We start from the raw sequence: 12,217 nt of genomic DNA, 5'->3' as shown, positions 1-12,217 counted from the left end.
GCCGCGACGCGCAAGGCGGCCGAGTCCGCTGCCGCCCAGCTCCGCGCCGAGGCCGAGAGGAGGCCGCCAACGCGCGCGCCGTCGCCGAGGCGGAGGCCTCCGACATGCGCATCTCCGCCGAGAGCGATGCGGCCACGATGCGCAACGACGCCGCCGCCGCTCTCGCGCTTGCCGGCGAAGAGGCGCAGGAGACGCGCGAGGCCGCGGACGCCGCCGCCGCCGAGGTCACGCGTCGCGCCGCCGACGAGGCGGCCCAGATGAGGACCCTCGCCGATCGCGAGACGGGTCAGCAGCGTCGCGAGGCCGACGCCTACGCCGCGGACCTGCGCCACGCCGCCGAGGAAGAGACCGCGCAGCTGCGCCACGCGGCCGAGCAGGAGATCGCCGACCTGCGCGCCGCCGCCGAGCGCGACGCCACGCAGCTCAAGGCGGCGTCGCACGCCGAGTCGACTGAGCTGCGCGAGAGCGCCGAGGCCTACGCCGCACAGCTGCGCCAGGAGACCGAGGCATGGGTCGCTCACCTGCGCCAGGAGACGGAGACCTGGGCCTTCACCGAGCGGCGGGACGTCGAGGCCGAGGTCACGGCGCGCCGCCAGGAGACAGAAGGCTGGGCCGCTCAGCTCCGTCAGGAGACCGATGCGTGGGTCACGCAGGCGCGTCAGGAGGCCACCGCGTGGGCCGCCGACCACCGCCAGGAGGCGGAGTCCGAGGTGGCCGCGCTGCGGCAGGCGGCAGCGACGGAGACGGCAGCACTGCGCCAGGCCGCCGAGGCGGAGACGGCAGCTCTGCGCCAGGCCGCCGAGGCGGAGACGACCGCATTGCGCCAGGCCGCCGAGGCGGACACGACCGCGCAGCGTCAGTCGATGGAGGCCTGGGTCGCGGCGCAGCGTCAGGCGACGGAGGCCTACGACACCGACACCCGCCGCGAGGCCGACTCCTACGGCGCCGAGACGCGCCGCGAGGCGGACTCGTACGCCGTCCGCGAGCGTCAGGCTGCCGAGGTCTACGCGGCCGAACAGCACCGTTCCGCCGACGCGTACGCCGCGCAGCAGCGCCGCGACGCGGACGCCTACGCCGCACAGCAGCGCCGCGATGCCGACTCCTACGCGGCACACGTGCGCGACGCGGCCGACGAAGAGGTCACGCAGCTCAGGGACGAGGTCGCCGCCGAACTCGCCGCGCTGCGCGCGCAGGTGACGGCCGAGACCGAGGCCCAGCGCGCCGAGGCCGACGCGCATCACAAGGAGGCGCGCCGTCAGGCCGCCGAGCTCCGCCGTGCGGCGGAGGAGGAGGCGGGAGCCCTCAAGGCGACCGCCACCACCGAGGCGCTCCACCTCCGCCAGTCCGCCGAGTCCGAGACCGCGGACCTGCGCGGCGCAGTCAACGCCGAGATCGCCGAGCTCCGCTCGACGACCGACGCCGAGGTGGCGCGGCTCACGCGCGAGGCAGAGTCGGTGCTGGCGAAGGCACAGCAGCAGGCTTCGGCGCTGCGCGCAACCTCCGAGCGCGATGCGAAGGACGCGATCGCAAACGCTCAGGCCGAGGCACAGCGACTGCTCGAGACCGCGACGGTCGAGTCGACCCGCCTGCGTGAGGAGGCCGCCGCCGAGGCCGAGGCCGCGCACGAGGACGCCCGCCGCACGCGCGAGGACCTCGAGCTCGAGATCGTCACCAAGCGCGACCAGTCAGAGCGCGAGCTCACCCGCCGCCACGAGGAGGCGAAGGCGGAGACCGCGGCCATGGTCGACGACGCGAAGCGCCGTACCGCGGAGGCGGAGGAGCGCCTCAGCATGACCCTCGAGCGCGCCGAGAACGTACGCCGCGAGGCCGAGGCGCACTCGCAGACGCTGCTCACGAACGCGCGCAACAACGCGGACGAGATCGTGTCGGACGCGCGCGAGCACGCCGAGGCGATCATCTCGGAGGCCGTGAGCGACGCCGAGCGCGAGCGGACGATGGCCGCCCGCGAGGTCGACGAGCTCAACCGCCAGCGCGAGTCCATCACCACGTACCTCGACGACCTCCGCGGCCTGCTCACGGCGGACCCCGTCGGCAACCTCGCTCGCGCGAGCCGCCTCCAGGCGGAGCACGAGGCGACGGGACAGCCGGAGGCATGACCGAACCCGACCGCGACGACAGGCTGGCGATGGCGGATGCGCTTGAGCGCCGCCGCCAGGCGGAGTCGCGGGAGGCGGCGGTGCTGATCGCGCAGTTCGCGCGCGACGCGGCGGCCGCGGGAGTGCGCGCCGAGGTGCTCACCGCCCGCTCGTACAACGGGCAGTCGCGCGTGCGCACGCAGGTGACGGGGTGGTACCTCAAGCGGGACCGGTCGGTCGGGGTCGGCACGGACGGCCTGTTCTACGTGCTGTCGACTCCAGTTGGCCTGCGTGAGCGCCTGCGAGGAGCGACCCTGTCCCCCGCCGACCCGCCGCTCGAGCTCGGCCGGGGAGCACGCGACGGCGAGTCGCTGCCGCTCGTCGAGGCCCTGCGTAAGCGCCTCGATGCGGGTTCCGACTGGCGCTGACCGGTCCGCCGCACGGGCGTGGCAACGGGAGGCACCCCACGCCCCCTCGTGGTGAGGTGCCTCCCGCACACGCCATCGTGACACGGGTCGAGCGGGCAGGCCAGGCCCTACCGAAAAGTTCACAAACCGGTAACGCCGCCGTGATCGAGCACCGCGTGTCAGCGCGGGCGGCTACCTCCGCGCCGCCACCGCGAGGACCTCCTCCACGAGCGCGGATACCGCCTCGGGCGCCTCCATCGCGCACAGGTGCCCCACGCCGGGAAGCACCGCGGCCGTGACGCCGAGCGCGTCCGCCATGACCGCCGCATCGTCCCTTCCCACGATCGCGTCGAGCTCTCCCACCGCGACCGCGGCCGGCACGTCGAGGCCCCTCAGGACCTCGGTGCGATCGGGTCGGGACGCCATGGCGCGCTGGCCCCACGCGATCCCCTCGCCAGCGTGTCTCGCGACATTCGCGGCGACCGCGTCGACGAGCGCGGCACGTGCGTCACCCCTGGTACCCACGAGCGTCTCCGCGACGCCACGCGGATCGGGGTGCCCGGGAGCGCCCTCCACCTGAGCGGCGAGCGACAGGCGCTTCTCGCGCGCGTCGTCGGTGTCAGCGGTGGACTTGGTGCCCAGCAGGACCAGCCCCGCGACGGCCTCGGGATGGCGCTCGGCGACCGCCATCGCGACGTAACCCCCCATCGAGCATCCGGCCCACACCGCGCTGTCGTGACCGGTGACCTCGCGCATCGCGAGTACCGCGGCGTCGGCGATGAGGTCGAGGCTCGGCTCCTCGTCGGGCAGTGGCATGTCGCCGATGCCAGGCACGTCGAACGTGATGATGTCGCCGGGGGCGTCGGGTAGCGCGGAGAGCAACGGCTCCCACTGGGCGCGGTCGACGGGAAAGGCGTTGAGCAGGACAAGGGGCGTGCCATCGGGAACGATGCTCACGGAGGACTCCTTCGCGTCGCGGCTGATCTCATTCCCCCATGTCGGGCGGCACCGCGTGCGGGAGCGGCGCGCGGTCGGGGGCGACCCTCGAGACGATCTGGTCGAGGACGAGTGCCACGAACCTCTCCCCGACCCACAGGTGCTTGGCCTCGGGAACGTCCACGAGCTCGAGTTGGGTCAGCGGTGCGAAGCGCTCGCGCGCCTCGTCGGGGCGCAGGAAGTCGTCGAACTCGGGGACCAGCGCGGTGACGGGGCGACCGGTAGCCGCCCAGGCCCGCAGGTGCTCCTCGCGAGCGCGGTGGAGCGGCGGCGAGAGCAGGATCGCTCCCGCGACGTCGAGGTCACTGCCGTGCATGAGCGCGAGCTCCGTGCCGAAGCTCCATCCGACGAGCCAGCGATTCGGGAGCCCGCGCGCGACCGCGAAATCGACGGCGGCGCGCACGTCCGCGGCCTCGCCCACACCCTCGTCGAACGCGCCGTCGGACGTCCCGCGCGGCGACGACGTGCCGCGCGTGTTGAAGCGCAGCACCGCGACGCCCGCGAGCGCGGGCAGCCGCCAGGCAGCCTTGCGGAACACGTGGGAGTCCATGAAGCCCCCGTGAGTGGGCAGGGGGTGCAGCGTGATGAGCGTCGCGGTCACGGGACCGTCAAGCGGCAGCGCAAGCTCGCCCACGAGAGTCAGCCCGTCCTCGGTGCGCAGCTCAATGTTCTCGCGGTCGGCCCGCAGGACCGTCATCGAGCGCAACTCGACAGCCTCTCCCGCCGCGACCACGGCATCGTCCCTCTCGTCAGCCACGCGACCTCCCGAACGTCTCCCAGCACGCGGTGTGCCAGTGCCTGCGGCGCGAGGCCGCCTCCTCCTCGCCGAAGAGCCCCCGGACGGCCACGCCACCACGTGCTGCAGGTCGCCGGGAATCTCCCGCGAGCACCCGGGACAGGTGTAGGCCTTGTCGCTCGGACGCGGCACGGCGACGAGGTACTCCTCGCCGCGCGGCCCACGCTCGACGCGTGCCGGGCCGCCGGTCCGCAGCCGGTCCGCGTCGAGCTCCGGGTGCGGCTGACCGTACGGGCGCTTGGATGAGCGACGTCCGGACGGCATGCGCCCAGTCTACGGACTGACGCAGGGGCCGAAACCGGGCCGGTCCTCGCGGCAGCCGCGCGGACCGCGGTCAGTACGTGCGGGCCGGCGTCTCCGTGACGGACTCGAGCTCTGCGAGCGGCAGCAGGGAGCGGCGGCGCAGCGTCTCGCGGTACCAGTACGCGGAGTCCTTCCACGTGCGGACCTGGGTGTCGTAGTCGACCCGCACGATCCCGAAGCGCTTGGCGTAGCCCTGCGCCCACTCGAAGTTGTCCATGAGGCTCCACGCCATGTACCCGCGCACGTCCACGCCCTCCTCGATCGCGGCGAGCACCGCGCCGAGGTGGTCGTGGAAGTAGGACACCCGCTCGTCGTCGCGCACACGACCCTCACCGTCCAGGACGTCCTCCCACGCGCCGCCGTTCTCGGTGACGTAGAGCGGCTTGCCCGTCTCCCGCTGGATCTTCACCAGGTGAGCGTGCAGCGCGCCCGGATCGACGTTCCAGCCCATCGCCGTGCGCTTCCCCGGCGGGGGCATGAACTCGATCTCCTCGTCCCCCGGCCACGGGGAGTTCGCGCCGGCCTTGTGCCCGTCGGCCAGGGTCGCGACCTCGGACACCGCGGTCGACTTCCGCGGGTTGTGACGCACTACGTGAGAGGCGTAGAAGTTGACCCCGAACCAGTCGACGGCGCCCTTCATCTCCTCCAGGTCGCCGTCCTTCACGAAGGACCAGTCCGTGAGGTGCGCGGTGTTCGGGCGCAGGATCGCGGGGTACGTGCCGTGGATGAACGGCTCGTGGAACATGGTGTTGGCCAGCGCGTCGATGTGCGCGGACGCGGCCTGATCCGAGGGGTTCGACGGGTCCCACGGGCGCGGCGTGTGCGAGTTGTTGACGATCCCGACCTGCAGGTCGGGGTGTTCCGCCTTGATCGCGCGGTACGCCCGCGCGTGGGCGAGCAGCAGGTGGTGGGCCGCGATGAGGCCCTCCTCGTCGCTCGCATGGCCCGGCGCGTGTGCTCCAGCTCCGTAGCCCACGAACGAGCTCACCCACGGCTCGTTGAAGGTCGCCCACACGTCGACAGCGTCGCCTAGCTCGCGCGCCATGCGCGTCGCGTAGACCACGAACGCGTCCACGGTGTCGCGGCTCAGCCATCCGCCGTTGTCCTCGAGCGCCTGCGGAAGGTCCCAGTGGTACAGCGTCACGAGCGGGCGAATGCCGCGCTCCACCAGCCTGTCGACGATTCCGCGGTAGAACGCGATGCCCTCGGGGTTGAAGTCCCCCGTCCCGGTCGGCTGCACGCGCGGCCACGCGATCGAGAAGCGATACGCCTGCAGACCCAGGTCGACCATCATGTCGATGTCCCGCTCCCACCGGTGATAGTGGTCGCATGCGACATCGCCGTTGTCGCCGCCCACGACCGTGCCCGGTGTGTGCGTGAACGTGTCCCAGATCGATGGGCCGCGGCCGCCCTCGGCCACCGCGCCCTCAATCTGGTACGCGGCGGTGGCAGCTCCGAACAGGAAGGAGTCGGGAAAAGTCATGGCGAGAGCCTAGCCGAAACGATTCGAGGCGCGTGCCTCCTCGATGGGCGGCCGCGCTGCTGCGCGTCGATCCGCCTCGATTCCCGCACCTCTCCGCCCCTCAACCGCGCTGTGAGGTGCTCAGTGCCCGGAATCGTCCGAAACGGGCACTGAGCACCTCCCCAGGCGCAGGGCGCGCGGGCACAGTCGGGCGCGGGGCGAGTCAGAACAGTCGCGAGCTGAGGTCCTCATTGCCGCGCATCGACTCGTAGTCGAGCACCAGGCAGCGGATGCCCCTGTCCTCCGCGAGCACCCTGGCCTGCGGCTTGATCTCCTGCGCCGCGAACACGCCCGTCACGGGGGCCAGCAGCGGGTCGCGGTTGAGCAGCTCAAGGTAGCGCGTGAGCTGCTCGACGCCGTCGATCTCGCCCCTGCGCTTGATCTCGACGGCCACGGCCGCGCCCGAGCGATCCCGCGCGAGGATGTCGACGGGGCCGATCGCGGTCATGTACTCGCGCCTCACGAGCGTGTGGCCGTCTCCGAGCAACGCAATCTGTTCCGCCAGGAGCTCCTGGAGGTGCGCCTCGACCCCGTCCTTGATGAGGCCGGGGTCGACGCCCAGCTCGTGCTCGGTGTCCGCGAGCACGTCGTGGAGCTCGATCTCAAGACGGTCGTCGGTCTTGTCGTGCTGGACCACCCACACCTCGGCGACCCCGCGCGCGGCGGCCTCCTCGGAGACGGCCACCACGCGCATCGTGCACGGCGGGCTCATCCAGTTGAGCGGCTTGTAGGAGCCGCCGTCGGAGTGCAGCAGCACCGAGCCATCCGCCTTGACCATGATGGCGCGCGTGGCGAGCGGCAGATGCGCCGACAGCCGCCCGGTGTACCGGGCCGCGCAGCGCGCGATCACCACCCGCATCAGGACTCGGCCGGGGCCGTCTCCTGGTGGTCCTCCACGGGCTCGACGACGACGGTCACGACGTCGTGGTCGAAGGACAGGAAGCCGCTCTCGATGGGGAACTCGGCGTCGCCATCGGCACCGCCACGCACCCGGACCACGCCGGACTTCAGCACGGAGAGCACGGGCTCGTGGCCGGTGAGCAGGCCGATCTCGCCCTCGACGGTCGGGGCCACGAGACGCTCCGCCGTCCCCGACCAGAGCACCTGGTCGGGGGCGACGACGTCGACAGTCAGGGGGCCGGCCATGATCAGCCGATCTCCTTCTGGATGCGGGCCCAGTTGCGCTCGAGGTCCTCGAGGCCACCGATGTTAAAGAAGGCCTGCTCCGAGATGTGGTCGTAGGCACCGTTGACGAGCCCCGAGAACGCCTCGACGGTCTCGGACAGCGGCACGGTGGAACCCTCGACGCCCGTGAACTGGGTCGCCATGTAGGTGTTCTGCGAGAGGAACTGCTGGATCTTGCGCGCGCGGGCGACGATGATCTTGTCCTCTTCGCTGAGCTCGTCCACACCGAGGATCGCGATGATGTCCTGCAGCTCCTTGTTGCGCTGGAGGATCGACTTCACCGCGTTGGCGGTGTCGTAGTGGTCGCGTCCCACGTAGCGCGGGTCGAGGATGCGCGACGTCGACGTCAGCGGGTCGACCGCCGGGTAGAGGCCGCGCGACGCGATCTCACGCGAGAGCTCAGTCGTGGCGTCGAGGTGAGCGAACGTCGTCGCGGGAGCGGGGTCCGTGTAGTCGTCGGCGGGCACGTAGATCGCCTGCAGCGAGGTGATCGAGTGGCCGCGCGTCGACGTGATGCGCTCCTGCAGCTGGCCCATCTCGTCCGCGAGGTTGGGCTGGTAGCCCACCGCGGACGGCATGCGGCCGAGCAGGGTCGACACCTCGGAGCCCGCCTGCGTGAAGCGGAAGATGTTGTCGATGAACAGCAGCACGTCCTGCTTCTGCACGTCACGGAAGTACTCCGCCATGGTCAGCGCGGACAGCGCCACACGCAGACGCGTGCCCGGCGGCTCGTCCATCTGACCAAAGACAAGGGCGGTCTGCTTGATGACGCCCGACTCGGTCATCTCCTGGATGAGGTCGTTGCCCTCACGCGTGCGCTCACCCACACCGGCGAACACCGACACACCGTTGTGGTTGTTGGCGACGCGGTAGATCATCTCCTGGATGAGGACGGTCTTGCCCACACCGGCGCCTCCAAAGAGGCCGATCTTTCCACCCTGCACGTACGGGGTGAGCAGGTCGATGACCTTGATGCCCGTCTCGAACATCGCGGTCTTCGACTCGAGCTGGTCGAAGGCGGGGGCTTGCGGTGGATGGGCCAGGTCTCGTTGACCTCGATGACCTCGCCCGGCTCCGCGTTGAGGACGTCGCCGGTCACGTTGAACACGTGGCCCTTGGTGACGTCACCCACCGGCACCGAGATCGGCGCGCCGGTGTCGGTGACCTCAGCGCCACGGACCAGGCCGTCCGTGGGCTTGAGCGCGATGGCGCGCACCAGGTTGTCGCCGAGGTGCTGCGCGACCTCGAGCGTCATATGCAGCACGCCCTCGTCCTCGCCCTGCGCGGACAGGTCGATGTCGACCTTGAGCGCGCTGTAGATGTCGGGGATAGCGTCGGCCGGGAACTCGATGTCAACAACCGGGCCGATGACGCGGGACACGCGACCCACGACGGGTCGCTCCTGCGCGTCCTTGGCGGGAACCGGCGCCTCCGCGGCCGGCGACTCCTGCGTCACGGGCGCCTTGGCCTTGGCGGTCTTGGCGGTGGGGGTCATGGCTCTCTCGCTTCCGGTCACGAGGCCGCGAGCGCATCGGCGCCCGAGACGATCTCGCTGATTTCCTGGGTGATCTCTGCCTGACGCGCCTGATTGGCGAGTCGGGTGTAGTTACGGATGATGTCCTCGGCGTTCGAGGTCGCGGTGTTCATCGCGCGCTGGCGGTTCGCGAGCTCGGAGGCCGCGGACTGCAGCAGGCTCGCGAAGATGCGCGACTCGATGTACCGCGGCAGCAGCGCGTCGAGCACCTCCTCCGCGGACGGCTCGAAGTCGTACAGCGGCTCGATCTCGCCCGGCTCGGCCTCGACCACGCCCTCGACGATCTCGAGGGGGAGCAGTCGGATGACGCGGGCCTCCTGCGTCACCATCGAGGTGAAGCGGGTGAAGACGATCTGAATCTCGTCGACACCGCCATCCTCCTTGGACGCGGCGAAGCGATCAAAGAGCGCGCGCGAGATCTCTCGTGCCGTCTCGCGCGTGGGGGCGTCGGACGCTCCCACCCACGAGCCGGCGAGCTCGCGACGACGGAACGCGAAGTACGAGACCGCACGGCGGCCGGCCGCAAACTGCACGACCTCCTTGCCCTGCGCCTCGAGACGTCCCCGCAGACGCTCCGACTCGCGGATGACGTTCGCCGAGTAGGCGCCCGCCATTCCGCGGTCGGCGCTGATGACAAGGATCGCGACGCGGCCGGTGTCGTCACGCTTGCTCGTCAGCGGGTGCTCGACGCTGGAGTGCGCCGCGACCGCGCTGATGGCACGCGTGATGGCCCTCGTGTACGGCATGGCGTGCTCGACGCGCGAGCGTGCCTTGCCGATGCGCGAGGCGGCGATGAGTTCCATCGCACGGAAGATCTTCTTGAGCGACTGGGTCGCCTTGATCCTCTGGCGATAGACGCGTTGCTGTCCGGCCATCGGCTACTTCTTCTTCTTCTCCGCGACGATCTGCTCCTGCTCGACCGCGACGGACTCGCCGTCGTCGACCGTGGAGTGAGTCGTCAGCGCGGTGTTCTCGGACTCGAGGAACGTCGACACGTAGTCGTCAACGTGGGTGCTCAGCGCGGCCTCGTTCTCGTCCGACAGCTGACCGGTGGTCGCGATGTCATCGAGAATCGAGGTGTTGCGGCGCAGGTGGTCGAGCAGCTCGCGCTCGAAGCGCAGCACGTCGCCCAGCGCGATCTTGTCGAGCTTGCCCTTGGTGCCCGCCCAGATGGACACGACCTGCTCCTCGACCGGGTACGGCGAGTACTGGGGCTGCTTGAGCAGCTCCATGAGGCGCGCACCACGCGTGAGCTGCTGGCGGGACGCCGCGTCGAGGTCGGACGCGAACATCGCGAAGGCCTCGAGCGAGCGGTACTGGGCGAGGTCGATCTTGAGCGTTCCCGAGACCTTCTTCATGGCCTTGACCTGCGCCGAGCCACCCACGCGGGACACGGAGATGCCGACGTCGATCGCGGGACGCTGGTTGGCGTTGAACAGGTCGGACTGGAGGAAGATCTGTCCGTCCGTGATCGAGATGACGTTGGTCGGGATGTAGGCCGAGACGTCGTTGGCCTTCGTCTCGATGACGGGCAGGCCGGTCATCGAGCCGGCGCCCATCTCGTCCGACAGCTTCGCGCAACGCTCGAGAAGGCGGCTGTGCAGGTAGAACACGTCGCCGGGGTACGCCTCGCGGCCCGGCGGGCGACGCAGCAGCAGCGACACCGCACGGTAGGCCTCGGCCTGCTTCGACAGGTCGTCGAAGATGATGAGGACGTGCTTGCCGTCGTACATCCAGTGCTGACCGATCGCGGAGCCCGTGTAGGGCGCGAGGTACTTGAAGCCGGCGGGGTCGGACGCGGGAGCAGCGACGATGGTCGTGTACTCGAGCGCGCCTGCCTCCTCGAGAGCGCCACGCACGGCGGCGATGGTCGAGCCCTTCTGACCGATCGCGACATAGATGCAGCGCACCTGCTTCGAGGGGTCGCCGGTCTCCCAGTTCGCCTTCTGATTGATGATCGTGTCGATCGCGATCGCGGTCTTGCCGGTCTGGCGGTCACCGATGATGAGCTGGCGCTGGCCGCGGCCGATCGGGATCATCGCGTCGATGGCCTTGAGGCCCGTCTGCAGCGGCTCGTGCACGGACTTGCGCGCCATCACGCCGGGGGCCTGAAGCTCGAGGGCGCGACGGCCGGTGGTCTCGATCTCGCCGAGGCCATCGATCGGCGTGCCCAGCGGGTCCACGACGCGTCCCAGGTAGCCGTCACCGACGGCGACCGAGAGAACTTCGCCCGTGCGGTGCACCGGCTGGCCCTCCTCGATACCCGTGAACTCGCCCAGCACCACGACGCCGATCTCGCGGACGTCGAGGTTGAGCGCGAGGCCCAGCGTTCCGTCCTCGAAGCGCAGCAGCTCGTTCGCCATGCAGCCCGGCAGCCCCTCGACCTGCGCGATGCCATCGCCAGCGAGGGTCACGCGACCCACCTCGTCGACCACGGCGCCCGTGGGCTCGTAGGACTTCACGTAGCTGTCGAGTGCAGCCCGGATCTCGTCGGGGCTGATCGTCAACTCTGCCATGCCATCTCTCCTGTCAGTACCGCGGTGCGGCATTGGTGCGTCGGCGCTAGCCGACGAGTCGTCGTCGTGCGTCGTCGAGTCGAGACAGGACGGTGCCGTCCACCACCTCGGACCCAACCTGGACTCGGATGCCGCCCAGGACCTGGGGGTCCACGGCGACGTTGATCATGACCTCGCGGCCGTAGGCATCCGACAGGATGCCGGCGAGGCGCGTGCGCTGGGCGGCGCTGAGCTCAACAGCGGCCGTGACGTGCGCGAGCAGGCGGTCGCGGTGCTCCGCGGCCGACTCAAGCAGAGCATCGATCGCGGGCACCAGGCGGCGGCCGCGCGGCGTGCCGACCACGCGCTCCATGAGCGCCTGGGTCGTGGGCAGGAGCTTGCCGCCCAGCACGCCCTCGAGGAGAGCGAGACGCGTCTCCTTGGTGGCCGCCCTGTTGCTCATGGCGGTGAGCAGGTCGCGGTTCGCGAGCAGCTGACGCTGCACGCGGAACAGCTCCTCCTGCACCGCCTCGAGCGTGCCCTGGCTCTGCGCGTACGCGAAGATCGCGCGCTCGCCCGCGTCGTCGATCGCTTCCGCGAGGTCTTCAACGGTGATCCACCTCGCGGACACGAACCGCGCCAGCACGTCCTGGACCCTCGGGTCGAAGGACGAGAACACGGCCCGCACCAGCCCGGCCTTGTCGTGGCCTGACCGCGACGGATCGGTGAGCGCACGGCGCAACGAGCCGGAGGCGTCGAGCGCCTCGACCGCGGCGAACAGCTGCTCGGCGAGGACCAGACCCTGGTCCCCTCCCGCCGTCACCACGGGCTCGAACTCGCGCAGCACCGCGTCACGCGACTCCTGGCTCGTTCCACGCATGTG

10 protein-coding genes and 2 pseudogenes are annotated in these 12,217 nt (G+C 70.6%); 2 read left to right on the top strand and 10 right to left on the bottom strand.

Features of this window, described 5'->3' with window-relative positions; all coding sequences use genetic code 11:
* Positions 1 to 104 precede the first annotated feature (104 nt).
* Both QUE44_RS00535 and QUE44_RS00530 read left to right on the top strand, forming a co-directional pair.
* Entirely contained in the window at positions 105 to 2,117 is a 2,013-nt protein-coding gene (locus QUE44_RS00535; protein WP_286215308.1) for a hypothetical protein, read from the top strand.
* Complete coding sequence (locus tag QUE44_RS00530; protein ID WP_286215307.1) at positions 2,114 to 2,524, top strand: hypothetical protein; 411 nt, start codon at positions 2,114 to 2,116, stop codon at positions 2,522 to 2,524. The genes QUE44_RS00535 and QUE44_RS00530 overlap by 4 nt, the downstream gene beginning before the upstream one ends.
* Before the next feature lie 171 nt (positions 2,525 to 2,695).
* Here QUE44_RS00530 and QUE44_RS00525 read toward each other — a convergent pair whose 3' ends face one another.
* From QUE44_RS00525 to QUE44_RS00485, 10 genes and pseudogenes are all read right to left on the bottom strand, one after another.
* Positions 2,696 to 3,460, bottom strand: a complete 765-nt coding sequence (locus QUE44_RS00525; RefSeq protein WP_286215306.1) for an alpha/beta fold hydrolase — start codon at positions 3,458 to 3,460, stop codon at positions 2,696 to 2,698.
* A gap of 28 nt (positions 3,461 to 3,488) precedes the next feature.
* The gene (locus QUE44_RS00520; RefSeq protein WP_286216793.1) at positions 3,489 to 4,196 is read right to left on the bottom strand and encodes an alpha/beta hydrolase; all 708 of its coding nucleotides are present in this window, start codon (positions 4,194 to 4,196) and stop codon (positions 3,489 to 3,491) included.
* 144 nt (positions 4,197 to 4,340) lie between these two features.
* Positions 4,341 to 4,559, bottom strand: a pseudogene (locus QUE44_RS14465) (Rv1322 family protein); the annotation flags it as partial.
* 70 nt (positions 4,560 to 4,629) lie between these two features.
* The gene (locus QUE44_RS00515; RefSeq protein ID WP_286215304.1) at positions 4,630 to 6,081 is read right to left on the bottom strand and encodes a glycoside hydrolase family 1 protein; all 1,452 of its coding nucleotides are present in this window, start codon (positions 6,079 to 6,081) and stop codon (positions 4,630 to 4,632) included.
* 202 nt (positions 6,082 to 6,283) lie between these two features.
* On the bottom strand, positions 6,284 to 6,979 hold the full coding sequence (nucS, locus tag QUE44_RS00510) for an endonuclease NucS (protein WP_286215301.1): 696 nt from the start codon (positions 6,977 to 6,979) through the stop codon (positions 6,284 to 6,286).
* Positions 6,979 to 7,266, bottom strand: coding sequence for a F0F1 ATP synthase subunit epsilon (locus tag QUE44_RS00505; RefSeq protein ID WP_286215299.1), 288 nt, complete (start codon positions 7,264 to 7,266; stop codon positions 6,979 to 6,981). Before QUE44_RS00505 ends, nucS begins: the two co-directional genes overlap by 1 nt.
* A 2-nt stretch (positions 7,267 to 7,268) precedes the next feature.
* Positions 7,269 to 8,800 (bottom strand): annotated as a pseudogene (gene atpD, locus QUE44_RS00500) (F0F1 ATP synthase subunit beta).
* Between the two features lie 17 nt (positions 8,801 to 8,817).
* Positions 8,818 to 9,714 (bottom strand): F0F1 ATP synthase subunit gamma, encoded by an 897-nt coding sequence (locus QUE44_RS00495; protein WP_286215298.1) that lies wholly within the window; start codon positions 9,712 to 9,714, stop codon positions 8,818 to 8,820.
* A 3-nt stretch (positions 9,715 to 9,717) separates the two neighbouring features.
* Positions 9,718 to 11,355, bottom strand: coding sequence for a F0F1 ATP synthase subunit alpha (gene atpA / locus QUE44_RS00490; protein ID WP_286215297.1), 1,638 nt, complete (start codon positions 11,353 to 11,355; stop codon positions 9,718 to 9,720).
* A 46-nt stretch (positions 11,356 to 11,401) separates the two neighbouring features.
* On the bottom strand, positions 11,402 to 12,214 hold the full coding sequence (locus tag QUE44_RS00485) for a F0F1 ATP synthase subunit delta (RefSeq protein ID WP_286215295.1): 813 nt from the start codon (positions 12,212 to 12,214) through the stop codon (positions 11,402 to 11,404).
* Positions 12,215 to 12,217: the final 3 nt, after the last annotated feature.

The sequence above is a fragment of the Demequina sediminis genome (assembly GCF_030296675.1).
Classification (GTDB): domain Bacteria; phylum Actinomycetota; class Actinomycetes; order Actinomycetales; family Demequinaceae; genus Demequina; species Demequina sediminis.
This window is presented reverse-complemented; position numbering and strand designations above follow the sequence as displayed.

What these genes read in the sequence shown, in the direction of transcription:
- QUE44_RS00535 (WP_286215308.1), top strand. Translation starts at nt 105, where the DNA reads ATGCGCATCTCCGCCGAGAGCGATGCGGCCACGATGCGCAACGACGCC.
- QUE44_RS00530 (WP_286215307.1), top strand. Translation starts at nt 2,114, where the DNA reads ATGACCGAACCCGACCGCGACGACAGGCTGGCGATGGCGGATGCGCTT.
- QUE44_RS00520 (WP_286216793.1), bottom strand. Translation starts at nt 4,196, where the DNA reads ATGACGGTCCTGCGGGCCGACCGCGAGAACATTGAGCTGCGCACCGAG.
- QUE44_RS00515 (WP_286215304.1), bottom strand. Translation starts at nt 6,081, where the DNA reads ATGACTTTTCCCGACTCCTTCCTGTTCGGAGCTGCCACCGCCGCGTAC.
- nucS (WP_286215301.1), bottom strand. Translation starts at nt 6,979, where the DNA reads ATGCGGGTGGTGATCGCGCGCTGCGCGGCCCGGTACACCGGGCGGCTG.
- QUE44_RS00505 (WP_286215299.1), bottom strand. Translation starts at nt 7,266, where the DNA reads ATGGCCGGCCCCCTGACTGTCGACGTCGTCGCCCCCGACCAGGTGCTC.
- QUE44_RS00495 (WP_286215298.1), bottom strand. Translation starts at nt 9,714, where the DNA reads ATGGCCGGACAGCAACGCGTCTATCGCCAGAGGATCAAGGCGACCCAG.
- atpA (WP_286215297.1), bottom strand. Translation starts at nt 11,355, where the DNA reads ATGGCAGAGTTGACGATCAGCCCCGACGAGATCCGGGCTGCACTCGAC.
- QUE44_RS00485 (WP_286215295.1), bottom strand. Translation starts at nt 12,214, where the DNA reads ATGCGTGGAACGAGCCAGGAGTCGCGTGACGCGGTGCTGCGCGAGTTC.